This is a genomic window from Rhodanobacter sp. A1T4 (genome assembly GCF_014207185.1).
GTDB lineage: Bacteria > Pseudomonadota > Gammaproteobacteria > Xanthomonadales > Rhodanobacteraceae > Rhodanobacter.
The window spans coordinates 519847-544561 of sequence record NZ_JACHCP010000001.1 but is presented as its reverse complement, the minus strand read 5'-3'; the positions used below and the strand labels follow the sequence as shown (position 1 = coordinate 544561).

22 protein-coding genes are annotated in these 24715 nt (G+C 60.5%); 20 read left to right on the top strand and 2 right to left on the bottom strand.

Annotated elements, in window-relative coordinates; all coding sequences use genetic code 11:
• Positions 1–6 precede the first annotated feature (6 nt).
• Positions 7–1110: a lytic transglycosylase domain-containing protein gene (locus HDE80_RS02455; RefSeq protein ID WP_255483564.1), complete on the bottom strand. Its 1104-nt coding sequence runs from the start codon at positions 1108–1110 to the stop codon at positions 7–9.
• A 420-nt stretch (positions 1111–1530) separates the two neighbouring features.
• On the opposite strand from HDE80_RS02455, the gene HDE80_RS02450 reads away from it, so the two are divergent.
• The 11 genes from HDE80_RS02450 (at position 1531) to corA (ending at position 12971) form a co-directional block, all read left to right on the top strand.
• Positions 1531–1860: a hypothetical protein gene (locus HDE80_RS02450; RefSeq protein ID WP_221437383.1), complete on the top strand. Its 330-nt coding sequence runs from the start codon at positions 1531–1533 to the stop codon at positions 1858–1860.
• Complete coding sequence (locus HDE80_RS02445) at positions 1857–3434, top strand: PepSY-associated TM helix domain-containing protein (protein ID WP_184667510.1); 1578 nt, start codon at positions 1857–1859, stop codon at positions 3432–3434. The genes HDE80_RS02450 and HDE80_RS02445 overlap by 4 nt, the downstream gene beginning before the upstream one ends.
• A complete protein-coding gene (locus tag HDE80_RS02440) occupies positions 3431–3781 on the top strand; it encodes a DUF3325 domain-containing protein (RefSeq protein WP_184667509.1) in 351 nt (116 codons plus the stop codon). The genes HDE80_RS02445 and HDE80_RS02440 overlap by 4 nt, the downstream gene beginning before the upstream one ends.
• Before the next feature lie 8 nt (positions 3782–3789).
• Entirely contained in the window at positions 3790–5997 is a 2208-nt protein-coding gene (locus tag HDE80_RS02435) for a TonB-dependent siderophore receptor (RefSeq protein WP_184667507.1), read from the top strand.
• A gap of 179 nt (positions 5998–6176) precedes the next feature.
• A complete protein-coding gene (miaB, locus tag HDE80_RS02430; RefSeq protein WP_184667499.1) occupies positions 6177–7541 on the top strand; it encodes a tRNA (N6-isopentenyl adenosine(37)-C2)-methylthiotransferase MiaB in 1365 nt (454 codons plus the stop codon).
• A complete protein-coding gene (locus HDE80_RS02425; protein ID WP_184667489.1) occupies positions 7538–8032 on the top strand; it encodes a GNAT family N-acetyltransferase in 495 nt (164 codons plus the stop codon). The genes miaB and HDE80_RS02425 overlap by 4 nt, the downstream gene beginning before the upstream one ends.
• Positions 8029–9063 (top strand): PhoH family protein, encoded by a 1035-nt coding sequence (locus HDE80_RS02420; RefSeq protein ID WP_184667485.1) that lies wholly within the window; start codon positions 8029–8031, stop codon positions 9061–9063. The genes HDE80_RS02425 and HDE80_RS02420 overlap by 4 nt, the downstream gene beginning before the upstream one ends.
• 26 nt (positions 9064–9089) lie before the next feature.
• On the top strand, positions 9090–9572 hold the full coding sequence (gene ybeY / locus HDE80_RS02415) for an rRNA maturation RNase YbeY (RefSeq protein ID WP_184667483.1): 483 nt from the start codon (positions 9090–9092) through the stop codon (positions 9570–9572).
• A gap of 140 nt (positions 9573–9712) precedes the next feature.
• Complete coding sequence (locus tag HDE80_RS02410; RefSeq protein WP_184667481.1) at positions 9713–10558, top strand: transporter associated domain-containing protein; 846 nt, start codon at positions 9713–9715, stop codon at positions 10556–10558.
• Positions 10559–10670: 112 nt separating this feature from the next.
• A complete protein-coding gene (locus HDE80_RS02405; RefSeq protein WP_184667473.1) occupies positions 10671–11903 on the top strand; it encodes a DUF4105 domain-containing protein in 1233 nt (410 codons plus the stop codon).
• A gap of 48 nt (positions 11904–11951) precedes the next feature.
• The gene (gene corA, locus HDE80_RS02400) at positions 11952–12971 is read left to right on the top strand and encodes a magnesium/cobalt transporter CorA (RefSeq protein ID WP_255483563.1); all 1020 of its coding nucleotides are present in this window, start codon (positions 11952–11954) and stop codon (positions 12969–12971) included.
• Positions 12972–13046: 75 nt separating this feature from the next.
• Here the strand turns inward: corA and HDE80_RS02395 are convergent, their stop codons facing one another.
• Complete coding sequence (locus HDE80_RS02395; RefSeq protein ID WP_184667471.1) at positions 13047–15188, bottom strand: S9 family peptidase; 2142 nt, start codon at positions 15186–15188, stop codon at positions 13047–13049.
• Positions 15189–15718: 530 nt separating this feature from the next.
• On the opposite strand from HDE80_RS02395, the gene HDE80_RS02390 reads away from it, so the two are divergent.
• The 9 genes from HDE80_RS02390 to HDE80_RS02350 all read left to right on the top strand — a co-directional run bounded on the left by HDE80_RS02390 (position 15719) and on the right by HDE80_RS02350 (position 24571).
• A complete protein-coding gene (locus HDE80_RS02390; protein WP_184667469.1) occupies positions 15719–15871 on the top strand; it encodes a hypothetical protein in 153 nt (50 codons plus the stop codon).
• Between the two features lie 144 nt (positions 15872–16015).
• Positions 16016–16177, top strand: a complete 162-nt coding sequence (locus HDE80_RS02385) for a hypothetical protein (protein ID WP_184667467.1) — start codon at positions 16016–16018, stop codon at positions 16175–16177.
• A 362-nt stretch (positions 16178–16539) separates the two neighbouring features.
• Entirely contained in the window at positions 16540–17010 is a 471-nt protein-coding gene (locus HDE80_RS02380; protein WP_184667465.1) for a pilin, read from the top strand.
• Between the two features lie 139 nt (positions 17011–17149).
• Positions 17150–17593, top strand: a complete 444-nt coding sequence (locus HDE80_RS02375; protein WP_184667463.1) for a pilin — start codon at positions 17150–17152, stop codon at positions 17591–17593.
• A gap of 51 nt (positions 17594–17644) precedes the next feature.
• Positions 17645–19594, top strand: a complete 1950-nt coding sequence (locus tag HDE80_RS02370; RefSeq protein ID WP_184667461.1) for a hypothetical protein — start codon at positions 17645–17647, stop codon at positions 19592–19594.
• An 88-nt stretch (positions 19595–19682) separates the two neighbouring features.
• Positions 19683–20204, top strand: a complete 522-nt coding sequence (locus HDE80_RS02365) for a pilin (RefSeq protein WP_184667459.1) — start codon at positions 19683–19685, stop codon at positions 20202–20204.
• Positions 20205–20342: 138 nt separating this feature from the next.
• On the top strand, positions 20343–22412 hold the full coding sequence (locus tag HDE80_RS02360) for a hypothetical protein (RefSeq protein ID WP_184667457.1): 2070 nt from the start codon (positions 20343–20345) through the stop codon (positions 22410–22412).
• 57 nt (positions 22413–22469) lie between these two features.
• Entirely contained in the window at positions 22470–23327 is an 858-nt protein-coding gene (locus HDE80_RS02355; protein ID WP_184667455.1) for a class I SAM-dependent methyltransferase, read from the top strand.
• Positions 23324–24571, top strand: coding sequence for an oligosaccharide flippase family protein (locus tag HDE80_RS02350; protein WP_184667453.1), 1248 nt, complete (start codon positions 23324–23326; stop codon positions 24569–24571). The genes HDE80_RS02355 and HDE80_RS02350 overlap by 4 nt, the downstream gene beginning before the upstream one ends.
• Positions 24572–24715 lie beyond the last annotated feature (144 nt).

Below are 24715 nucleotides of genomic sequence, written 5' to 3'. Positions count from 1 at the left end.
GCATGACTAACCCTGACCGTTCGACGCCAGCGGCGGATGAATCGCCACACCGTAGCGTTTGCGCAGAGTGCCAACGCGCTCCACGTAGACCTGCGTTTCCGCATACGGCGGCACGCCGCTGTAACGCACTACCGCGTTCGGCCCCGCATTGTAGGCCGCCGCCGCCAGCTCTTCGTTGCCATTGAAGTCACGCAACAGCAGGCCGAGATAACGCGCGCCGCCGCGGATGTTCTGGCTGGTGTCAAAGGCATCCAGCACACCCATATCGCTAGCCGTCGCCGGCATCAGCTGCATCAATCCCTGCGCACCCTTGATGGACAATGCGCGCGGATTGAACGCACTTTCAGCATGGATGATCGCGCGCAAAAACGCCTCGTCCACCCCATACTCGATACTTGCCGCGCGGATCACATCGGCATAGGCGGTGAGATTGAGCGCCGTCGTACCCCAGTGAATCGGCGAATGCAGGTTGCAGGCCATGCATGTGTCGATTTCGGTGTAACTGAAAAGCATGGTGACCGTGTTGCCTTTCAGGTGCACTGGCGGAACGTTGGTGTACTCCACGACGCCATCGGAGCGCACGACGCGATAAGTCGAACCCCGTCGCACGCGGTTTCCGTTTTTATCAATCTCCAACTGCGGCGCCATGGCCTCCTTGGATTCGTGATAACCCGGCTGAATGGCAACGACAGCGGCAAGCGCTGTGCTGGGCACCGCTGCCAGCAGAAGTTTGGCGGTGGTTTCCACTGAGCCCTGCACTCCAACGAGCGATGGACGTTGCGCTGACACGTCGCCATCGAGGCGACTGCTGTTTTCGACTCGCGCCAATACCCGATCGAACGAGGCGGAATCAGCGCCATTGGCCGCAATGCTTCGGGCCGAGGTAGTAACGGAGCCGCCGACCAGATTCAGCGAAGTTGGAAGATTCCTTGCCTTCTGGCGTGTTGTCGGTGATGCCGAGGCAAAGCTGGCGATCTTCTTGCACCCGCGATACCCGATCGTGCTGCTGCTGAATACGGTTTCGCCACTGACACCAGTACAGCGATAGAGCGTGCCCGCGTGTGCCATCGAGAATGGCTGCCGGCAAAAACAGCCTCCCGTCCACAGCATGAAGCCGATCAGGGCGGCAACAAACAAGCGGTTTGGGCGGGAGCGGAAACCGGCGCGCTCCCCTGTACGGACGACGGCATTCATGGCGACGAGTCTGACGAAAGGCATCGGGCAAGCCAAGTCGTCAGTGCGGCGCCGCAAAATACTTATTGCGAATGATTCGTAATAAATATTTAATAGACCCCAGGTTTCCAACGCAACGAGCCATTCGCCACACAGCCTTTTGCGGTTGCGGTCAGGCCTTCGCCTCCAGGAAAACCCAATGGCAGCCATGGCATCGCTTCGTCATACCGGAGTGCGCCACAGCGCGCCGCAGCACCGGCGTCGGGCAAGTCACAGACCCGCTAGTTCGTCTGCAGCGCCGGTTGCGATGACGCCAGGAATAGGCCCAGACACACCTCTTACGCGTCGAGCAAATACATGTCCGAAACATCTAGTGGCCACTTGAAAAGACGCACGGCGGTTACCCCCATCTATCGACTCGCGGTGGCATCGAGGATTATCGCGGCGCTGGTCGGCGGCTACCTGGTCGCCTATGCCAGCGCAGCGCTGCTCACCGTGGTGCTGCCGATGAGCCGAATCAATCGCGTCGTGACTGCCAGTCTTCTCAGCTTCGTGGTGTGGACGGTCGTGGCAATAGGCGTATTTGCTGCGCGCAATGCGTGGCGCTGCTGGTGGCCGCTGCTCGCCGGTGGCGGCGTGATGCTGGTTCTTGCTTTCGTATTCCGCAATTACGGCATGCGCCCATGAGAAACACGTTTCGGCAATCGATGGCCTGGCTGCATACCTGGGCAGGCCTGATCGTCAGCTGGGTGCTGTTTGCGATTTTTCTTGGCGGCACGCTGGCCTGCTTCGACAAGGAGCTGGATTACTGGATGCGTCCGGCCCTGCATCAGCTCAAACCGGGGCCGCCCTCGATGGATGCCGCTGCGAAGACCTTGCGCGGCATGGCTCCGAATGCCGAGACGCTATATCTCAGACCACCCAGCGACCGCGATCCATCGATTCGCGGCTTCGCCTTCGAACCCGGCAAACCGTATATCGATGTCGCGCTGAATCCACGCGATGGAGCGCTGATTCCGCCCACGGTCGGCGGCAACTTCTTTTTCGTCCTGCACTACAACCTGCAGGCGGGCACGCTCGGCATCTATCTGGTCGGGCTGGCCGGCATGTTGATGTTGCTGGCACTGATCAGCGGCGTGATCATTCATCGCCGCGTGTTCAAGGATTTTTTTGTGTTCCGGCCGCGCCCCGGTGGCCAGCGTGCGTGGCTGGACGGGCACAATCTCACCGGCGTGCTGGGCCTGCCGTTTCATCTGATGATCGCCTACACCGGCGTGATCATCATGATGTCCAGCTACATGACGGCCGGTGTGCAGATCGGTTATCGCGGCGACATGGCGCGCTACTACGAAGCGCTATCCGGCACGTCGCATGCGGTCGAGCAGCACCGACCACCACGCCGGGTGGCCTCGCTGGACAAGATTCTGGACGATGCGGTGCAACGACTTGGCGGTGCGGTGGAGTATCTGGAGATTGAACATATCCACGATGCTTCGATCACGATCAGCGCGCTGTCGGCCGGCAACGATGAAGTCGCCGGTGGCCGCCGCAACCTGATCTATGACGGCACCGAGGGCAGCTTCCGCGGCGAGAACGAGGGTCCGCCGACCGCCTATCGCACCTATCAATTCTTGAGCGGACTGCACCGCGTGCAATTTGGCGGCGCGGCAATTCGCTGGTTGTATTTTCTGCTCGGCGCCACCGGCTGCGTGATGCTTGCCACTGCAGCGCAGGTATGGATCGAAAAACGCACACGACAAGTCGAGGCCGCCGGATTACGCTCCGGCTACGGGCTGGTGCGCGCGCTGAACGTCGGCGTGATTGCCGGCATGCCGCTGGCAAGCGTTTCCCTGCTCTGGGCAAACCGTCTGCTGCCGTATGAACTAGCCGGGCGCGCTGGCATGGAGGCGCAAAGCTTCTGCGCGATCTGGTTGCTCGCGACGATCTGGGGTGTGCTGCGCCTGCGCCACGGCAAGCCATGGCGCGATCTGTTCGGCACCACCGCCGCACTGTTGTTCGCGTTGCCGCTGATGAACGCTTTGACCCAGCCCCACAGCAGCCTGCTGGCCAGCATTATCGCTCGCGACTGGGTGCTTGCCGGCATCGATGCAACGGCTTTGCCCTTCGGCTTGGGTTTCGCGTGGCTGGCCTGGATCAGCACGCGTCCGCGTCAGCTCGCCAGACGTGATCCGCGCATGGCACCGCCTCGATCATCCGTGGCTCGGTCGGAAACGGCGCTTCCCGCGGTGGAAACGCCATGACGATGTGGCTGTCGTTGTTGGCACTGAATTACCTGAGCTGGGCATGCTTATGCCTCGCTGTCGCGCGGCACTACCGGCAGCACTTCGGCGTCGACCCATCGCCCGTGCGTAGTCGCGTGCTGCGAATCATCGGCTGGCTGACGACGCTGCTTGCCTACGCCATCAGCGTGCGCTGGCGCGACTGGGACATCGGCAGCGTCGACTGGTGTGCGAGCTGGATGCTGGCCGCCATCGCCTGGGTCCTGCTGCAACCGTATCGCCCCCGCTTCGCGCGCTGGCTTGCCTTCGTCGGCGGCGCCGCGAGCCTTTTCGCTTTGATCTTTTATCCATCACCAACGCTCTTTTGAGGAACTCCATGAACACTTCGACCCAGTCGCCGGCTCCAAGTCGTCAGTATGTCGGCCTGCGCCGCGCCGCATTGCCCTGCCTGCTGGCAGCGGCACTGGCAGGCAGTTTTGCAGCGCACGCGCAAACCCAGCCGACCGATGCAACCAGTACCAACGACGAGAGCAATACCAAGGAAATCCGCAAGGCGAAAACCATGGACACAGTGAATGTACAGGGCGTCGGCTTGCCGACCTTCGGTGGCGGAGAAATCGCCCGCCGCGGCAATCTGGGCGTGCTGGGCGAACAGGACCTGATGGACACACCGTTTGCAATGACCAGCTACACCGAGAACTACATCGCCAGCCATCAGGCGTACACCATTGCCGACGTGGTTGCCGATGATCCGGCCGTGCGCGTCGCCGATGGCTTCGGCAATTTCGCCGAAACATTCGTGCTGCGTGGCTTTCCTCTTGATGGCGATGACATTACGTTCGGCGGTCTGTACGGCATCATTCCGCGACAGATGGTGGACGCCGACGCGATCGGCCGACTCGACGTACTGCGCGGCGCCAGTGCGTTTCTCTACGGCGTGTCGCCCGGCGGCAGCGGCATCGGCGGTTCGATCAACGTGGAACCGAAGTGGGCGCTGGACACACCGCTGACGCGTGCCACGGTCGACTACGGCAGCGACAGCCAGGCCGGCGCGCAGTTCGATTTCAGCCGGCGCTTCGGCACCAATGACGAATACGGTATCCGCGTCAATCTCGGCGGCCGTGATGGCGATACGTCGATCGATCGCGAAAGCCGCAAGTCGAATGAACAGTCCATCGCGTTCGATTACCGCGGCGACAAATTCCGCATCAAGGCCGACATCAGCCATCAGCTGCAACGCATCGACGATGGTCGCAGCGTGGTTTACCTGACTGGCGACGGCGTTCCCAAGCCACCATCGGCGAGCGCGAACTACGCACAGCCGTGGAGCTACTCCAGTCTGGAAGATACCTACGGCCTGGTTCGCGCCGAATACGATTTTCTACCCAACCTGACCGGCTACGTCGCGGTCGGTGCCGACCATTCCAACGAAAACGGCGAGTACGCGTCACCCACCGTGGACGGCAACGGCAGCGGTTCGATCTATCGACTGGGCGTGCCGTATCAGAACGACGCGCAAAGTGGTGAGGCCGGCCTCAATGCGCATTTCACCACCGGCGCGGTCAGCCAGAAGATCAATCTGGGCGTCTCCGCGCTGAATCAGAAAAAGACCGTCAGCTACACGTTCTCCGCGTCCTCGCCGACCAACCTCTACGACTATGTCGCGATGCCGTATCCGCCGACTGTCTTCAGCGGCGGCGATCCGGTGGTGACCGGCCGCACCAAGCTGCACAGTCTGGCGCTGTCCGACACGCTGGGTTTCGTCGACGACCAGGTGCTGCTGACCGTTGGCGCCCGTCGGCAGACGCTGCAGACCCTGGGCTATGCCTACACCACCGGTGTGCAGACCGCGGACTATCGCAAAACCGCCACATCGCCGGTGATCGGCCTGGTGGTGAAGCTCAATCCGAATTTCTCGCTGTTCGCCAACTCCATCCAGGGCTTGTCGCAAGGACCCGAAGCACCGATCGGCGCCGCCAATTTCGGCCAGGTGTTCGCGCCGTATCGCTCAAGGCAGCTCGAAACCGGCATCAAGTATGACCAGGGCAACTTTGGGAGCACCTTCAGCCTGTTCCAGATCAAGCAGCCCAGTGGCATCACCGATGGCGTCACGCGCGTTTTCAGCATCGCCGGCGAACAACGCAACCGCGGTGCGGAGTGGAGTGTCTACGGCGAACCGGTGAGCGGGCTGAAACTGGTCGGCGGTGCCAGCTATATCGATGCCAAGCTGACCGAGACCGCTGGCGGCCTCGACAATGGCAACACCGCGGTCGGCGTACCGAAATGGCAATACAACGCCGGCGTGGATTGGGCTGTGCCGGGCACCAGCGGGCTGGGGCTGAATCTGGGCGTGACCCGCACCGGCGGCGAATACGTCGATCTGGCCAACACCTTGCGCATTCCAGCCTGGACACGGGTCGATGCCGGCGCCAGCTATGCCACAACCATCGACGGTCGTCAGGTGACCTTCCGCGCCGCGGTACTCAATATCGGCAACAGCAATTACTGGGCCTCGGCGCTCGGTGGTTATCTGACGGAGGGCGCCTCGCGCACGATCAAGCTCTCGGCCAGTATCGACTTCTGAGTCGAAACGCTGGCTCTGAACAAGCGGCCCGGTCCATCCCGGGCTGCCTGTTCACTGGCGAGCCTGATCACGGCGGCGTAAACTACGCGGTTCGATGCTGCACAATGGCGGCATCGCGCTAGCTGGCAAGGTCTGCAGCCATGCGCCTTCCGTTTTACGAACCACGGTAACTCCCTGTCATGAGCGGCAAGCTTTTCATCAAGACCCACGGTTGTCAGATGAACGAGTACGACTCGGCCAAGATGGCCGATGTGCTCAAGGCGTCGCATGGCATGGAGCTGACCCTGGACGAAGCCGAAGCCGACGTGATCCTGATCAATACCTGCTCGATTCGCGAGAAGGCACAGGAAAAGGTCTTCAGCCAGCTCGGCCGCTGGAAGCAGCACAAGAAAGACGGCAAGCCGGTGCTGATCGGCGTCGGCGGCTGCGTGGCCTCGCAGGAGGGTGACGCGATCGTCAAGCGCGCGCCGTATGTCGATCTGGTATTCGGCCCGCAGACCCTGCACCGTCTGCCCGAGCTGATCGAAAAGCAGCGCGCTACCGGCCGACCACAGGTCGACATCAGCTTTCCCGAGATCGAAAAGTTCGACAACCTGCCCGAGCCGCGCGCGGAAGGCCCTACCGCCTTCGTGTCGATCATGGAAGGCTGCTCGAAGTACTGTAGCTACTGCGTGGTGCCGTATACCCGCGGTGAGGAAATCAGCCGTCCGTTCGACGACGTATTGGTCGAGGTCGCGCAACTTGCCGCCCAGGGCGTACGCGAAGTGAACCTGCTCGGCCAGAACGTCAACGCCTATCGCGGCCCGACTCATGATGGCAGCGTGGCTGACCTATCAGTGCTGATCCATGCGATCGCGCAGATCGACGGCATTGGTCGCATCCGCTTCACCACCTCGCACCCACTGGAGTTTTCCGACTCGCTGATTGAGGCCTACGCCAATGTGCCGCAGCTGGCCAACTACCTGCACCTGCCGGTGCAAGCCGGTTCCGATCGCATCCTCAGCGCGATGAAACGTGGCTACACCGCGCTGGAGTTCAAGCAGAAGATCCGCAAGCTGCGCACGGTACGGCCGGACATCTGCGTGTCATCCGACTTCATCGTCGGCTTCCCCGGCGAGACAGCCGAGGATTTCGACAAGACCATGAAGCTGATCGACGATGTCGGCTTCGACCAGAGTTTCTCCTTTATTTTCTCCTCGCGCCCGGGCACGCCCGCCGCCAACCTTGCCGATGACACGCCAGCGGCAGAGAAGCACGAGCGGTTGATGCGCCTGCAGGCCACGCTCAACGCCAACGCCAAAAAAATCAGCGCAGCGATGATCGGCAGTGTGCAACGCGTACTGGTGGAAAAGCCAAGCACACGCGATCCGAGCGAACTGACCGGCCGCACCGAGAATATGCGTTTCGTCAATTTCTCCGGCCATTCGCGCTTGATCGGCCAGTTTGTCGATGTGCTGATCACCGACGCGATGAGCAATTCGCTGCGCGGTCGCATCGTGCTGGCTGACGAAATCACCGACACACCGGTCGCACTGGCTTCATGAGCGAAGCCGTTGCGCTGCGCGAAATCGGTGCCGACGAATTTGTACGCGTGTGGCCGATATTCCAGTCGGTGATTGCTGGCGGCGACACGTACAGCTATCCAGCCGACATGCGTTTCGAACAGGCGCGCGACATGTGGACCGTGCCGCCCAGCCGCTGTTTTGTCGCCGAATGCGATGGCAAAGTGCTTGGCGCTTATCTGCTGAAACCCAACCAACCCGGCCTGGGCGATCACGTCGCTAATGCCGGCTACATGGTCTCACCCGCGGCACGTGGCCAGGGCATCGCAGGCATGATGTGCGAGCATTCGATGGAACAGGCCCGCTGCGCCGGCTTCACGGCCATGCAGTTCAACTTCGTGGTATCCACCAACGCCACCGCCGTGCGCCTGTGGCAGCGCCACGGTTTCCAGATTGTCGGCCAGGTGCCGGGCGCGTTCCGCCATGCCGTGCACGGACCCACCGATGTTTACGTGATGCACCGGGAACTATGACCAGCACAAGCACGAATAGCGGCATCGGCGAGAACGACTTTGTCCTCGATCCCGAAGACAACGCACGCCTCGCGAATCTCTGTGGTCCGTTCGACGAGCATCTACGCCAGATCGAGCTACGCCTGGGCGTGGAGATCAACCATCGCGGCAATATTTTTCAGGTGCTTGGTGAACCCGCCGTCATCAGGGCAGCGGAAAAAGTACTGCGCGCGCTGTACATAGCCACCGAAGATGAATCGCTGACCGGCGCCAAGATCAACCTGCACCTGGCCGAATCGGGCATCGATGCGATCACCGACGCATCGACCGAAAGCACGCAAGAAGTCGCCATTCGCGTGAAGCGTGGCGTGATCAAGGGCCGCGGCACCAACCAGACCCGTTACCTGCACGCCATCGCCACCCATGACATCAACTTCGGCATCGGCCCGGCCGGCACCGGCAAGACCTATCTCGCCGTCGCCAGTGCCGTGGAAGCTCTGGAAGCCAATCGCGTGCAGCGCCTGCTGCTGGTGCGCCCCGCGGTGGAGGCTGGTGAAAAACTCGGCTTCCTGCCCGGCGATCTCTCGCAAAAGGTCGATCCGTATCTGCGTCCGTTGTACGACGCGCTGTACGAAATGCTCGGCTTCGAAAAAGTCGCCAAACTGATCGAACGCAACGTCATCGAGATCGCACCACTGGCGTATATGCGCGGGCGCACGCTCAACGATTCCTACGTGATTCTCGACGAAGCACAGAACACGACCGTCGAGCAGATGAAGATGTTCCTGACCCGCATCGGTTTCGGCACCGTGGCCGTGATCACCGGCGATGTGACTCAGGTCGACCTGCCCCGCCACGTCCGTTCCGGCCTGCGCCAGGCGACGGAAGTACTGCGCGATGTCAGCGGCATCAGCTTCACTTTTTTCACCTCGCGCGACGTCGTGCGTCATCCGCTGGTAGCGAAAATTGTGCGGGCCTATGAAGCATTCGAGGACACTGGCGATACCCAGTCAGGTCTTGGCCACGGCAAGATGTCGGGCAATACGGACTGAGCCGCCGTGCCTGAAAGGCCATCATCATGACTCATGGCAGCAGCAAGGCTTCCACACATTCCGTCGTCGCCATCGGCTATGCGCTGCCGCGATCAGGCCTGCCCGCTGCCATCAGTTTTCGGCAATGGGTGGATGCGGCGCTGCGCGGAGCGAAATATCGCAAGCCCGCGGAGCTGGCCATCCGCATTGTCGATAGCGATGAGGGGCGCGCACTCAATCGCGATTACCGCGGCAAGGACTATGCGACCAACGTACTGTCCTTCCCCGCGGAGCTGCCACCGGAATTCAAGTTGCCGCTGCTCGGCGATCTGGCCATATGTGCCCCGGTGGTTCTGCGGGAAGCCGCGGAACAAAACAAGCTGCCACGCGATCACTGGGCGCATATGACCATCCACGGTGTGCTGCACCTGCTTGGCTACGATCACATCAAGAGCAGCGAAGCCGAGGTGATGGAGGCACTGGAAACACGGATCCTGGCCGGCCTCGGCATTGCCGATCCGTACCGGTAGGTGCGCCCGCTTTGGAGAAACTTGCGTAGTCTGTTACACCACACCGTCATCCGCACATCAACGCCACTGCGCTGAATCGTCACGAATTTTCCGTTAAACTCGATTTACCGTCCCGTTAGCGGGCAGCACCCACGCGATAAATGAACGACGACCCTGGCAGTACCAGCGGCCCGGCGCACCGTAGTTGGTGGGACCGACTGGGCCATATGTTTTCCGGCGAACCACGCAACCGCGTCGAATTGATCGAGGAGTTGCGCGCCGCCCAGACCAACGGACTGCTATCCGTCGACACCCTGACCATGGTCGAGGGTGCCATCAAGGTCACCGAGCTGAGCGTCGACGATGTCATGGTCCCGCGCGCGCAGATCGTGATGCTCGCTGCCGAATCGTCGCTCTCGGACATGTTGGCCGTGGTGGTGAAATCCGGCCACTCGCGCTTTCCCGTGCATGGCGAGGACAAGGACGACATCCTCGGCATCCTGCTGGCCAAGGATCTGCTGAAATTCTTTGGCGATGCCAGTCAGTTCGACATCCTCACGATCCTCCGCCCGGCCGTGCTGATTCCCGAATCGATGCGGCTCAACGTGTTGCTGGCCGAGTTCCGACTCACCCGCAATCATATGGCCGTGGTGATGGACGAATACGGTGGTGTGGCTGGCCTGATCACCATTGAGGACGTGCTCGAACAAATCGTCGGCGAGATCGACGACGAGCACGACGACGACGAACCCGAATTGATGCACGAACAGCCCGGCGGCGACTGGATCGTCAGCGCGCTGACGCCTATTGCCGACTTCAACGAAAACACCGGCGCCGATTTTTCCGACGAGGAATATGACACCGTCGGCGGCATGGTCACTTCGGAATTTGGCCACCTACCTGAAGTTGGTGAGGAAGTGGTCATCGGGATTTATCTGTTCCACGTCACCGAAGCAGATGATCGCCGCGTGCAGGCGTTTCGCGTGCTGCGACAAGGCAAGGATTGAAACGGCAGCGGTTTCCGTTTCTTGATCGAACGGGCGCGTCTTTCGATTCCACCTCGACATCAGAAATGGCGAAAATCATCACTCCAATCCTTGCCTACTTCGGCCGGCCCCCATGCATCTCATGAATCGACTTTTGCCGCTCATACTGGTTTTTGTCGGCCTGCTTTTAGTCGACAGCATGTCCGCGGCCGATGCCAGCGTCGCCAATGCACCGGGCACGAATCTGGAAGTCTCACTGATCAGCTATGGCCCTGGCGAAACCTACTGGGAACGCTTTGGTCACGATGCGATTGAAGTGCGTGACACCGTTCCCGGCGAGTCGGTCGACTTCAACTATGGTGTGTTCGATTTCAACGAGTCGAACTTCTTCGTCAATTTCGCACGCGGCCATATGCATTACCTGATGGACGCCGAATACAGCGCACCCGAGCAGGCCAGCTACACGCAGGACGGCCGTTCGGTCACACGCCAGCGTCTTGCGTTCACGCCGCAACAGGCCAGTGCGCTGCGCGACTTTCTACTGTGGAACCTGCGCCCGGAAAACGCCGGCTACAACTACGACTACTACGCCGACAACTGCACCACCCGCGTGCGCGATGCGCTGGACAAGATTCTTGGTGGCGCGTTGAAAACACAACTGATGGCGCGGCCCGGCGGCATGACGTTTCGCCAGCAGACCGCTCGCCTGATGAGTGCCCAGCCATGGCTGATGTTGGTGCTCGATCTGGGCCTCGGACCGTATGCCGACGAGCCGCTCAACGCCTGGCAGGAAAGCTTTCTGCCCATGGTGCTGCAGGAACAACTGCGCACGGTGCGGATCGACAACGGCCATGACGGTACGCAACCGCTGGTGCAGAGCGAGCAACTCATCTCGCCCAATCGGCTGGACGTGCCACCAGTTAACGCCCCCGATCTGCGACTTCCGCTGGCAGCAGCCGGCCTGTTCCTCGCTGTAGTGATCCTGCTGACGCGACGCTGGTGGCCCATCGGCTACGCCCTGCTGAGCTCGCTGTACCTGTTCGCAGCCGGTGTCGTCGGCATCCTGCTGCTGGTGCTGTGGACACTGACCACTCACCACTCCGCATGGGCCAACGCCAACCTGTTTTTGTTCAATCCGTTCGCATTTCTACTGCTACCCACCGTATGGCGTGCACGTCGTGGCAGCGCGCCTCCGCGTTTCATCGAAATATTGCTGCCGTTGCAACTGCTGGCGATGCTGGCCGCCCTGCTACTGCATCTGTTACCCGGTGTCGTACAACAGAATCAGCCATGGCTATTGTTCGCGCTACCCTGCTGGCTGGTGCTGGCATGGAGCCTGCGGCAGAAGGCACGTCTTTCTGCATAGCGCGCACTGCAATTGCCCTGTCTTCGGACGCGGGGCATCATGTTTGACATGAACCTGACAACACCAGCCCAGCCCGCACCACTCGTCACCGACAGGAAAATGGTGGTCAACTGCATCGCCTATCGGAAGGATGGCAGCCGAATCGGCGACATCGCTCTTGAGGCCATAAGCGATGTGCTGACCGAGTCGGACACTTTCGTATGGGTCGGACTGCATGAGCCAGACGAAGAATTACTGCTGAAGCTGCAGCAAGAATTCGGCCTGCATGATCTGGCGATCGAGGATGCGCATACGGCGCATCAGCGCACCAAGATCGAAACCTATGGCGACTCGTTGTTCGTCGTGGTGCAGACGGCGCAACTCGTCGAAGGACAACTCGCGCTGGGCGAAACCCACATTTTTCTCGGCCCCCGTTATCTGGTCAGCGTGCGCCACGGCGCATCGCTTTCCTACGCGCCAGCACGGCGCGCTTGCGAACATACGCCCGAGCTGATGGCGCATGGCCCGAGTTACGCGCTCTACAGCATCCTGGATTTCATCGTCGACAACCTGCTGCCCATCGTGCGCGAGTTCCGTGAAGAATTGCAGCAGCTGGAAAAAGACATCTTCGCCGAGACGTTCAAGCGCAGCACGGTGCGGCGGCTTTATGACATGCAACGTGACTTGATGACGCTGCGCCTTGCCGTGGCACCCATGCAGGACGTCATCAGCCAGCTGACACGGCTGCATGCGAATCTGATACCAAAGGAACTGCGCGCGTATTTCCGCGACGTCTACGATCACGTATTCCGCGTCAACGAATCGATCAGCGCCATGCGCGAAATGCTCGCCGCCGCCATCAACGTCAACCTTTCCCTGGTCACCTACGGCCAGAACGAAGTCATGAAAAAACTCGCCGGCTGGGCCGCCATGCTGGCTGCCCCCACCCTGCTCACCAGCTGGTACGGCATGAACTTCACCCACATGCCCGAACTCGCCCAACCATGGGCTTACCCCGCCGTCATCGTCGTCATGCTCATAGTCGTCGGCGGACTTTTTGTTGCACTCAAACGGGCGAAGTGGCTATAACGTCGCTATCTATATACAAAGGCGAGCAACGAAAACGGCGACCCTTGGCCGTCGTTTTCATGGGGTTCGACCGAATCAGTTCGATGGCGCCTTGGGTGCATCCTTCGCCGTCCATTGCTTGAGCCACGCGTTGACAGCATCGTGCCACTGCACGCTGTTATGCGGCTTCAGCACCCAGTGGTTCTCGTCCGGAAAGGTCAGCAGTTCGCTGGGGATACCGCGACGCTGCAATGCAGTGAATGCTCCCAGACCTTGCGTGATAGGAATGCGGAAATCGTCACCGCTGTGCACGATCAACATCGGTACGCGCCAGTCCTTGACGTGATTGACCGGATTGAATTTCTCGTAGTTCTGCGGCTGGTCGAATGGCGTGCCGCCGTTTTCCTTTTCCTCGAACCACAGCTCCTCGGTGTCGTAGTACATCGCGCGCGCATCGAACACGCCATCATGATCCACCAGGCACTTCCACGGCTGATTCCACACCCCGGCGATCCAGTAGGTCATATAGCCGCCGTAGCTCGCGCCGAGTGCACAGGCACGATCGCCATCGAGGAAACTGTATTTATCCAATGCAGCCTTCCAGCCGAGTTTCAAATCCTCCAGCGGCTTGCCACCCCAGTCGCCCGAGATCGCATCAGTAAACGCCTGGCCGTAACCGGTGGAACCATGGAAGTTGATCGTTACCACCGCAAAGCCCTGCCCAGCGTAAGTCTGCGGGTTCCAACGATAGCTCCACTCATTGCTCATCGCACCTTGCGGGCCACCATGAATGATGAAAGCCACCGGATAGGTCTTTCCCGGCTGATAATCGACCGGCTTTACCACGTAACCCTGTACCGTCTCGTTGTTCCAGCCCGCAAACTTGAAGAACTCGAAATCACCGACCTTGGCATTTTTCAGACCCTCCGCATTGAAGTGTGTGACCTGCTTCGAATGCGCCCCCGTTGCCGATGCCAGATACAAGTCGACTGGCCGCTTCAGGTCATCGCTAGCCATTAGCAACTTGCCTGCGGCCAACGAATAACCTTCTACCGCGCCGTCACCAGACAGTCGCGTGACTTCACCATTGGACGTACTGATCGCGAACAGTGGATGCTGACCTTCAGCATCGGTCGTGGCATACAGCATTTTGCCATCAGGGGAAATCGTCATGCCTCCCGGCGAGCGATCCCAGCGCGGATCAACCTCATGCTTCGCTCCCGTCGCCAGATCCAGCGCCATGATCGCAAAGCGATCGGCCTCGAAGCCGGGCGTCTTCATGGCCAGGTAGTAAAGCGTCTTGCCGTCAGGCGAAGGCACCGGATACGCATCCCACGCCTTGTTATCCGCGGTAAGATTTTTCGGCGCGGACGAACCCTCCACCGGCACGCGATAAACGTCGAAATTGGTCGACCACGGCTCGCTGTTGCCCGCGATGCGCACATCGAAATAGACGCTCTCACCGTCCGGAGAAAAAGAGAACTCGCTCTCATCACCGAACGGCTTGCTCGGAATGTCCCCATCGATGCCACGGCTCAGTAACGTCGGCTCGGCAGGCAGTTGTCCGCTGCCATCAAAGCTGGCGACAAACAGCTGATTACGCCGACCGTTGGCCCATGTATCCCAATGCCGCACGAACAGCTTGGTGTAAAGCGTGCCGCTGGCCTTGTCCTTGTCACGCGCGTCAACACGCTCCTTTGTACATGTCAGCGTGGCGCAATCTGTAAACACCTCATACGACAACAGCACACGCTTACCATCTGGCGACAGCTTGTACGCGCCCAGATCCAGCGGTGCGTGACTCACCTGCACCGGGTTGGCGTGGGCCGACAGATTCAAGCCACTTTTGCCGCCAAGGTCCACCCGCCAAAGCTGAGCCACGCCGCCCACCGGTGCCACGTAATAGAGACTGCGCCCGTCTGCCGACCAGCGCGCCGAGCTCGCCTTGTCGAGCACCTTCACCGGTTTAACATTACCCGCCGAATGATCAGCAAGATCCAGCACATAAACCGCGTTCACACCCTTGTTCGCCGCATAGTCCGTACTGCGCACCCCAAACGCCGCATATCGCCCATCCGGCGAGAGCTGCGGATCACTCACCCGATCCATCATCACCAAGTCGCGAATGTTGAAGGGGTGTGGCCCCTGCATCTTGACGAAGCTGGTATCCACCACATCGCCCGCCATCGCAGGCGTCGCCAGCAGCGCCAGCAGCAGCGCGGCAATCAAAGGTTTCATCGTGATTTTCCCGGTTGAGTCAAACCATCACGGTAAGCGCCAAGCAATCCTCAGGCAAGCTCGGTACGCGGCAGGCCCGTAGTGCGCGATGCTTTTCTCCACGCCTGCAAAGGCATTGGCAAAGGCATCACGCATAGGGTGCGCTCCTACAAAATGGATTCCGGGTTGTGAGCTCGGTGCGGCTGGCTTCGTCCAACCCAATCAGGCACAAACCTGCTGCGCCGACCCACGCGACATCGTATATTTCGTCATCATCTGTCCATCGCCATCGAAGCCACGCCATGTCACGCTGAAAAGCCGCCGTCCTCCATCTGTCGATCAGTCTGATCCTCGCGGCGATCGTCGCCGCCCTGCTGTACATGCTGTGATTCCCGCCACCGTACTTCGTTGCTGCAGGTGCCAGTAGCCTGATCCCGTTGCTGATGGGCGTCGATATCGCCTTCGGTCCGCTGTTGACCCTGCTGGTGATGAGCCCGGGTAAAGCCAAACGGCTGTGAAGGCTGGATCTGTCGATCATCGTAATTCTGCAAATGGTGGCCTTCGGCTATGGCTTCCACGTCATCTGCCAGGCACAGCCAGTGTTCATCGTGGGCGAAGTCGATCGGCTGGTGGTGGCAGCCGATCAGCTGAGCGACGCCGACCTTGCCAAGGACCGCCGCCCGGAATACCGCAACCGCTCCTAGCGTGGACCACGACTAGTAGTAGGTGCGTTGTCGCCGAGAGGAAGCCGCACTTTCGATGTGCTGGCGCAAGCCATGTCCGGCGGCAAGGACGTCGACCAGTTGCCCGAGTTCTACGTACCTTACGAATAAGTGGCAGGCGACCTGATGAAACATGCCCTGCCGATGGAGCGGTTGAAACCAGCGAATGCCGGGCAGAAAAAAGCAGCTGACACAACTGCAGCAGGCCTTTGCCTCACGCGGGCAGGTCTTGCAGTTCCTGCCGCTGCAGCAGCAGAACGCCGATTACACAGCCGTCTTCTCAACTGATCAACAGCAACCGATCCTCGTGTTGTCAATCGCCCCATGGATTGGCCGCCAAAAGTGACGTGTCACGTCACTTGATGACATTTATTTACCGGCAGCGATGACATCACGAGACGTGTTAGACAAATCCTCAAATTCGGCGGGCTTATCGCTTGCTGCCTTGTGTGCGCACGCGCAAAATTCCGCAACCCGCCACGCACAAATACCGGCCGGGTGCAGAGATGGCACGTGCCGTGCTTGATCTGCCATGAGCTTCCTGGTCGTCACTGACCACAAGTATGGGGTCCGATCCTGCCTAGGGGGATGGGGGACCGGGGCTTAGGGGGCATCACTACGGTTAGCTAACCAACACACAAGGAACCACCATGAAGAGCATGCAGAAAGGCTTTACCCTGATCGAACTGATGATCGTGGTTGCGATCATCGCGATCCTGGCCGCCATCGCGATCCCGGCGTACCAGACCTATATCACCAAGACCCAGTTCGCCGAGTCGCAGACCGTCGCCGACGGTCTGAAGACGCCAATTGTCGAGTATTTCAATCAGACGGGTGCCTGCCCGGTGGTTGGGGGTACTGCCGTAACCAGTGGCGGCCTGGCGTCCACCGGAGCCAGCTATGCGGGCAAATATGTGGCTAGCGCTACTGTCGGCGCCAGTGTCGCCGCGGGTACGCTCTGTCCGATCACCGTCACGTTCAAGGCCGCCGGCTCGGTGTCCCAGCCGCTCGGTGGCTACACCGTGGTGTTCAACGGCACCAACAATGGTGGCACGTTCACTTGGAGCTGCGTGCCCGCGGCAGCGATCCTTCCGAAGTACACCCCGGCGACCTGCCATTAATCCTTGGCCGTACCGGTAACATTGCAATCAAGGCCCCTCTTCTTTAGAGGGGCCTTTCTTTGGCCCATGCTTCACGTAGACGCGCATGCTTCAATGGCTTGGAGCTTGCTTCACCCAAGATATGCAAGGGGGAGCATCCATGAAACACTCACGCGGATTCACGCTGATCGAATTGATGACCGTGGTCGCGGTCATCGCGATCCTGGCCAGCCTGGCGATCACGGCGTATGCCCGTTCCATCGCCAAGTCGCAGTTGAGCGAGGCGTTCACCCTCGCCGACGGCCTGAAGAGCGACGTGACGACTTACTACAATCAGAACGGCTCGTGTCCGATCATTGGCAGCGCCTCCGGCGTTGACCTGGCCAGCAACACTACCAGCTACTCGGGCCTCTACGTCACCAGCACCGATGTCAACACCGTCGGCGGCAGTTGCGTGATCACGGCGCACATGCGCAACAACACCGTGTCCGAGCAACTGCGTGGCACACAAGTAGCATTCACGATGAACTCTGCCGGCGGCAGCACGCAGTGGGTCTGCAGCAGCGATGCGCCGGTGATGTACCTGCCGCAAACCTGCCAGTGACAGGTGGCGTTTCGGGCATACTGCGCCGTTCCTCCAGCCTGCGATGACCCCATGACGTTGACCTACCGCTGGCTGTGGCTGGCCGCCCTGTTGGCGCTCTGCGCTGCGCTGTACTGGCCCGGTCTCCACGGGCCGTTCCTGTTCGACGACTTTCCCAATCTGGCAGCTCTGGCCAGCATCGATCACGTAGCGAGCTTGCGCGACCTGGGCATCTACCTGTCGCAGCCGCGCAACTTCCCCGGACGCCCGCTGGCGATGCTCAGCTTCCTGCCGCAGAAGGCATCTTGGCCGGATCATCCCTTCCCCTTCAAGCTGGTCAATCTCGGCATTCATCTGCTGTGCGGGGTGTTGGTGTATCGGCTGACCGCCGTGCTGGCGCGACACTACGCCGGTGGCCACGATCGCGACCCGGCAGCGATAACCACCGCAACCAACCTCGCCGCACTGCTGGCCACTGCAGCGTGGTTGTTGAACCCCATCCAGATTTCGGGCGTATTGCTGGTCGTACAACGCATGACACTGCTGATGGCGCTGTTCGTGCTGCTCGGGCTGCTGGCCTATTTGAAAGGCCTGCTGGACGAACACACGAGTGCGCCGCGCCGCGCCGCATGGATGGCGCTGGGCCTGGGCGTGTGTACGATGCTGGCTTTTCTCAGCAAGGAAAATGGCATCCTGTTGCCGCTGTACGCGCTGGTGCTGGATGCCACCATGCTGCACACGCAGGTGACACGGTTGCCGCAGCGGCTGCAATGGTGGCGACGGCTGTTGCTCTGGCCAGCTGCGCTGTTTGTGTTTGGCTACTTGCTGATCAATATCCCGCAGTTCGCCCTGGGCAGCGAGAACCGCGATTTTACACTGGGTCAGCGGCTGCTCACCGAACCGCGCATCCTGCTCGATTACCTGGGCGATATCTTTTTGCCACGCTTCGGCGTTTACGGGCTGTACCACGATAGCTTCACTATTTCCCGTCATCTGTTGTCACCGTGGACAACACTCCCTGCCATGGCTTGTATGCTGGGCGCTGCGCTCGTCGCCTTCGTGGAGCGAAAGCGGCGGCCGTTGCTGGCGCTGGCAATACTCTGGTACTTGGGGGGGCAGGTCATCGAAAGCAGTACCGTTATGCTGGAGCTGTACTTCGAGCACCGCAACTACGTACCGATCATCGGGCCGTTCATCGCCATCGCCATCGGGCTTACGGGCGTGCGCGAGCCCACGTTGCGCAAGCGCCTGCTGGGCGTAGCTGCCTTGTGGCTGGCGGCGTCCGCTTTCACCACTGCGCTCAGCGCCCGGGTCTACGACTCCGAGGACCATCTCGCCATGGTGTGGGCTGCAAACCAGCCCGACTCCATCCGGGCGCAGACCATGCTGGTCGATCGCCTGTATCAGCACGGCCAGCTGACCATGGCGGCGGCAACCGTTGATACCATTCTCGCGAAATATTCCGACAACACTGGCCTGGTCGAAAACCAGATCTACCTGAAATGCGTGCTGGGCACGTTGTCACCTGACGACATGCGAGAATCGACGACCCTTTTACGTGCAGCCCCCTACGACAGCAGCGGATTCGCCAATATCAAGAATTTGCGGATACTCGCCGATGCCCATCGTTGCACCGCGCTGAATGCCACAAGCTGGCAAGGCCTGGTTCATGCGCTGCTGGACAACCCCAGCTATGCCAACGGTATAGCCAATGGGTTTCTGCATTACCAACTCTATGAATTGGCTCTGGCCCACGGCAATCTGGATGAGGTCATCCGGCAGCTTGAAGCGGCCTATGCAAAGGATCCGGATGCAGAGATACCACGCCTGCAAGCCAAACATCTGGCCAGCGCCGGGCTCTATGACCAGGCTATCGAGACGTTGCAAAACACTGACTACCATCGATTGCCACTGCTTCGCCGACTTTTGGTCAACGACCGCGCCATCAATGCCGATGCAATTAAGGTGCTCAGGCAACAACAAGCAGCAAAGACCATGGGGAAAGGCACGGGATCGGGATAAGTTTGACCGGCACGCTACTGCTTGAACTACAGTTGCCGACGGCAAAGCGCTTCCGCTCTGTCATCCCTCGAGCCATGGAGTCCTGCTCATGAATGCACAACGAGGCATATCCGCCATCACGATCATCGTGTTGATCCTCGCGCTGGCGGTGGTGGCCGCCATCGCAATTCCCGCCTGGCGCGGTCACCAGGCCAGCAATCGCATCGCAGACGCACTCAAGGTCACCGACGCGGCCAAGGTGGTGGTAATGGAGTCGGCCACCGTGCATGGCGGGCTGGCCCACATCCAGGCCGGCGAGCTGAACTACAGCCCGGCAGCAACGGCCGGCCCGTACGTGGCGCACGTCGCGATTGCCGCCGATGGGCGCATCACCCTGACCACCCGGGACACCGGCGCCACGCCGGACCCGGTACTGCTGCTGAGCCCTTCGGAAAACGCTGGTAACAACAACGCCGCACCGATCAGCTGGAGCTGCAGCGTGGTGGCTGGCGACCCCGACCTGGTTCCAGCCAGCTGCCGTACAACGCTGCCAGCAACAGCACCAGCGACCTCGATCGCACCGACCAGCGCAGCAACAGCGGCCGCAGTGTCGCCCGCCCATTCGTCTTGAACACGACCGTCACGCAACGGCCGATGAAGATTGCCTGCCACATGACGGCACCTTGGGCACGACGTTCGCGTCGTCGACTGCCCGCGTGCGCTGCATCGATGGCCCGGTCATGCGCCACTCGGTGACGGGTTTCACCGGATGATCCCCATATACCTTCGCCGCCATGCGGGTGCGGGGCTGCTTGTTGTCGCGCTGCTGCTGGTGACCGCGATTTACTGGCCCGGTCTCAGCGGCAGCTGGCTGTTCGACGACTACCCCAACATCGTAGACAACCATGGCGTACAACCCAGTGAAGTGAGCATTCCGGCGCTGGTGCGTGCCACGCTGTCGTCGCCCGCCAGTGATTTCAAGCGACCGCTGGCCTCGCTCAGTTTCGCTGCCAACTACCTCACCAGCGGGCTTGATCCGTACGCGATGAAGCTGACCAACCTGGTCATCCATCTGCTGAATGGACTGCTGGTGTTTGTGCTGGCGCGGCTGTTGCTGCGGTCGGTTGTTGTAGGAGCGCACCCTGTGCGCGATAGCTCTTTGCCAATGTGTGAACAGGAGCCTTCGCGCACAGGGTACGCTCCTACCGAGCAAGAGCGCCACACCGGCATCATCGCTGCGCTGATCGCCGCTGGCTGGATGCTGCTGCCGATCAACCTCACGGCGGTGCTCTACGTGGTGCAGCGCATGGAGAGCATGGCGAACCTGTTCGTGCTGCTTGGCCTGATCGGCTATGTGATCGGGCGCCGGCGTATGCTGGCGGCATCCACTTTGCTGCCTGACCATCGCGCCGGATTGCGGTGGGGTCGTTTTTCTCCCGACGCACGCGGTTTCGCCCTGTGCCTGCTCAGTATCACGCTGCCCACGGCGTTTGGTCTGCTGGCCAAGGAAACCGCGGTGATGCTGCCGCTGTATGCGTTGCTGGTGGAGTGGATGCTGTTCCGCTTCCGCACATCGTCAGGCAAACGTGACTGGCGGATTTTCGGCAGTTTCGTGGTTGTGCTGGTGCTGCCGATGCTGATCGGCCTTGGCTGGTTGCTGCCCGGCCTGCTGAAACCGCAAGCCTGGGCCACCCGCGATTTCACGCTGGGCACGCGCCTGCTCAGCGAGACACGCATCGTGGTCGACTACATTCGCTGGACCCTGCTGCCGACGCCGGATGCGCTGTCGTTCTATCACGATGATTTCCGCATCTCGACCGGACTGCTGGCGCCGTGGAGCACGCTGGCCAGCCTGTTCCTGCTGATCGCGCTGGTGGCACTGATGCTGTGGCTGCGCACACGCCGTCCGCTGGCCGCGCTGGGCATCGCGCTGTTCCTTGGCTGCCAACTGCTGACCGGCACGATCCTGCAGCTGGAACTGATCTACGAGCATCGGAACTACTTCGCCAGTTTCGGCCTGCTGCTGGCGATCTTGCCCCTGCTGGCCGTGCCACGATCGTTTCGCGTTGCGTGGCTTCGATACGTGTTGCTGGCGGGACACGTGTTGTTGGCGGGACTGCTGCTGCATTGGACCACACTGACCGCGATGACGGCATATGCCTGGGGTGATCCGTTGCGACTGGCAAAGGATCTGGCGGCACGCGCACCCGATTCGCCACGCGCCCAATATGAACTGGGCCGCACGTACATCATCTATTCGCACTACGACCCTGCTTCGCCGTACACGCATTTGGCTTATGCGCCACTGGAAAAGGCCGCGAATTTCCCCGAGTCTTCGATCCTGCCCCAGCAGGCTCTGATCTTCATGAATTCACGCATGGGGCTCCCACTGAAGGCGCAGTGGTGGGACAGCATGATCGCCAAGCTCAAAGCGCGAAAGCCCGGCGTGCAAGACGAAAGCTCGCTGGCCGCGCTGACGCAATGCTCTCGGGATGGCGCCTGCCCAATGCTCACTGATCGCATGATGCAAGCCTTCGAGGCTGCGCTGGGTCACCCCATGCCCAGCGCGCGCCTGCAAGCCACCTACGGCGACTACGCATGGAACGTGTTGGGCAACCACGCCCTAGGCCTTCGCATGACCGAAAGTGCCGTGAACGACGCTCCGAACGAGCCAGCCTATCGCGTCACGCTGGTGCGCATGCTACTAGCATCGAGTCGCCACGATGCCGCGATGCGCCAAATTCAAGAGCTGCAGCGTCTCAATATAGGAGGACGTCTGAACGGCAATATCCGTGAATTCCGCAAGCAAATCGACGCAACTACCAAATCCAATGAATAGCACACGCGTCATCGACGCGGCTCGAGCGTGGCGTTTTCGCACTGGTAAAATCACAATATGAATTCACCTGATCAACCTGCCCGTCACGAAGACCCGCACCTACGGTTCGCGTTCGGTCGAAACTGGAAATCCTTTCTCACGACGCTCGACGAGCACCGAATCGATGAGGCGCGGGCCAGATTGTGCGAGTCGCTCGGCAGAGATGACTTGCATGGCGTTCGTGCGCTGGACATCGGTTCGGGCAGCGGGCTGTCGAGTCTGGTGATGCACCAACTTGGAGCCGATGTCGTGTCCTTCGATTTTGACGCCGATTCGGTCGCATGCACGGAAGAACTACGCAGGCGCTATGCCTCCCGCGCAACGAATTGGCGAATCATGCGAGGCTCAGCGCTGGATCCCGTATTCATGGCCGGGCTGGATCAATTTGATTTGGTGTACAGCTGGGGCGTCCTGCACCACACGGGAGCCATGTGGCCCGCCATCGAACTGGCCCAATCGCGCGTAGCGCAACACGGCACTTTGCTCCTCGCGCTATACAACGATCAGGGTTTGCGCTCGAAGGCTTGGCACGCAATAAAGCGTCTCTATTGCAGCGGCCCCCCCGGACGTTGGCTGGTTGGAGCCGCGTTCTACCCGCTATTTTCCATGTACGCCCTATGGCAAGACTTGCGGAATTTCCACGTGCCGGGCACCCATGCACGGCAATATGTGCGAAAGCGCGGCATGTCGCTCTTTCACGACTGGCGAGATTGGCTGGGCGGATACCCATTTGAGGTTGCAAAACCGGAAGATGTCGTGCGCAGATTGACTACCGATAGATTCGAGTTGCAACGCCAGACCCTCACGCTCGGGTTGGGCTGCAACGAATTTATATTCGCGCTGCCTGCACGTAAAGGACGTCTCGACCGTCCATGAAAGGCCCCATAGCACGCGGCACCATCCGCACAACCTTCATATTGGGTTTGTACACGCTGATTCAGGCCGGTACGTTGCTGTTGGTTGCGAGGATGCTGGGGCCGCACCAGTTCGGTGCGTTCGCCGGCGTCGCCTCGCTGGCCGTACTCCTTGGAACTGTTTCGACCTTCGGCACTCATATCGTGCTGCTAAGCGAGGTCTGCAAGGAGCCGTTGCGCCGCGACCAAGTGCTGGCCTACGCGATCCCCACAATACTTTTGTGCGGCGGTGTGTTGCTGGCCATTTATCTCGCTGTTTGCGCGCTGGTGCTGCGCGTTGCCGAGATACCCTGGATGGTGCTATTGGCCATCGGTATCACCGAAATATGGCTGCAGGCGTTGTTTCGCCTTGCCGTATCCGAACATCAGGGACTTGGACGCATTGCCCGTTCGCAACTGCTGAAGACCCTACCAATGGTGCTGCGCCTCGCCGCCGCCGCTGGCGTATTCATGACGCACCCCTCGGATCCTCTGCTTGCCTATGGCTACGCGTACCCGGCGGTCTCGCTGCTGGCGCTCGTGCTGGCGGTGCGAACGTTTCCATCCGCGTGGCCGTCTCCGCGCAAATGGCGCCTTCCGGAAATCAGCGAATTGCGCAGCAACACCGGTTACGCCGCACTGAGCATTACCGCCAGCGGCCCGGCAGAACTCGACAAAACGATTGCCACCAAATTGTTGCCACTGTCGTCCGCCGGCTTGTACGCCGTCAGCACGCGTATCATTGCCGCCACCATGCTTCCGGTCAGCGCCATGACGGAGTCGGCGCTTCCTAGGTTGTTTCGCGAAGGCAACGAGAATCCGACGCGTACTGGTGCGCTACTGTTCTGGATCTTCAGTGCCACCCTTGTCTACAGCCTCGCCATCGCGATTGTCCTGTGGCTGGCTGCGCCGCTACTCGAATGGCTTTTTGGCGCCAAGTACCTTGGCCTCGACCACGCAGTCCGTTGGCTGTGTGTCGCCCTTCCCGGAATGGCTCTGCGCATGTCATTGGGCAATGTGCTTATGGCGCTGAGCCGGCCATGGGTTCGGGTGGGATTCGAAATCGTCGGCGTGGTTGTACTGATGATTGCAGCTGTCCCACTCACCGCTGGACACGGCGTGACAGGCATGGCCCTGGCATTGGCGTGCTCGGAGTGGTCGATGACAGCGATTGGTGGTGGTGCTCTGATATTGGAGTACTTCGCACCACGCCGTACGCGAGCGTAGCCAATTAAGAAGTAACCGCTCAGCCCACTTGAGCAACCCGGCCGCACCACGCATTCATCTATGTACTGCGCCATCATCGCGGCAACCGAGCAATTGAACAATACGGCTCCATGTCGTTCACGCGTCAACACCCAGGCGACTCCA

Bases quoted from the DNA above. Each gene is read 5' to 3' on its own strand.
- HDE80_RS02455 (WP_255483564.1), bottom strand. From the start codon at position 1,110: ATGCTGTGGACGGGAGGCTGTTTTTGCCGGCAGCCATTCTCGATGGCA.
- HDE80_RS02450 (WP_221437383.1), top strand. From the start codon at position 1,531: ATGTCCGAAACATCTAGTGGCCACTTGAAAAGACGCACGGCGGTTACC.
- HDE80_RS02445 (WP_184667510.1), top strand. From the start codon at position 1,857: ATGAGAAACACGTTTCGGCAATCGATGGCCTGGCTGCATACCTGGGCA.
- HDE80_RS02440 (WP_184667509.1), top strand. From the start codon at position 3,431: ATGACGATGTGGCTGTCGTTGTTGGCACTGAATTACCTGAGCTGGGCA.
- HDE80_RS02435 (WP_184667507.1), top strand. From the start codon at position 3,790: ATGAACACTTCGACCCAGTCGCCGGCTCCAAGTCGTCAGTATGTCGGC.
- miaB (WP_184667499.1), top strand. From the start codon at position 6,177: ATGAGCGGCAAGCTTTTCATCAAGACCCACGGTTGTCAGATGAACGAG.
- HDE80_RS02425 (WP_184667489.1), top strand. From the start codon at position 7,538: ATGAGCGAAGCCGTTGCGCTGCGCGAAATCGGTGCCGACGAATTTGTA.
- HDE80_RS02420 (WP_184667485.1), top strand. From the start codon at position 8,029: ATGACCAGCACAAGCACGAATAGCGGCATCGGCGAGAACGACTTTGTC.
- ybeY (WP_184667483.1), top strand. From the start codon at position 9,090: ATGACTCATGGCAGCAGCAAGGCTTCCACACATTCCGTCGTCGCCATC.
- HDE80_RS02410 (WP_184667481.1), top strand. From the start codon at position 9,713: ATGAACGACGACCCTGGCAGTACCAGCGGCCCGGCGCACCGTAGTTGG.
- HDE80_RS02405 (WP_184667473.1), top strand. From the start codon at position 10,671: ATGCATCTCATGAATCGACTTTTGCCGCTCATACTGGTTTTTGTCGGC.
- corA (WP_255483563.1), top strand. From the start codon at position 11,952: ATGAACCTGACAACACCAGCCCAGCCCGCACCACTCGTCACCGACAGG.
- HDE80_RS02395 (WP_184667471.1), bottom strand. From the start codon at position 15,188: ATGAAACCTTTGATTGCCGCGCTGCTGCTGGCGCTGCTGGCGACGCCT.
- HDE80_RS02390 (WP_184667469.1), top strand. From the start codon at position 15,719: ATGGTGGCCTTCGGCTATGGCTTCCACGTCATCTGCCAGGCACAGCCA.
- HDE80_RS02385 (WP_184667467.1), top strand. From the start codon at position 16,016: ATGAAACATGCCCTGCCGATGGAGCGGTTGAAACCAGCGAATGCCGGG.
- HDE80_RS02380 (WP_184667465.1), top strand. From the start codon at position 16,540: ATGAAGAGCATGCAGAAAGGCTTTACCCTGATCGAACTGATGATCGTG.
- HDE80_RS02375 (WP_184667463.1), top strand. From the start codon at position 17,150: ATGAAACACTCACGCGGATTCACGCTGATCGAATTGATGACCGTGGTC.
- HDE80_RS02370 (WP_184667461.1), top strand. From the start codon at position 17,645: ATGACGTTGACCTACCGCTGGCTGTGGCTGGCCGCCCTGTTGGCGCTC.
- HDE80_RS02365 (WP_184667459.1), top strand. From the start codon at position 19,683: ATGAATGCACAACGAGGCATATCCGCCATCACGATCATCGTGTTGATC.
- HDE80_RS02360 (WP_184667457.1), top strand. From the start codon at position 20,343: ATGATCCCCATATACCTTCGCCGCCATGCGGGTGCGGGGCTGCTTGTT.
- HDE80_RS02355 (WP_184667455.1), top strand. From the start codon at position 22,470: ATGAATTCACCTGATCAACCTGCCCGTCACGAAGACCCGCACCTACGG.
- HDE80_RS02350 (WP_184667453.1), top strand. From the start codon at position 23,324: ATGAAAGGCCCCATAGCACGCGGCACCATCCGCACAACCTTCATATTG.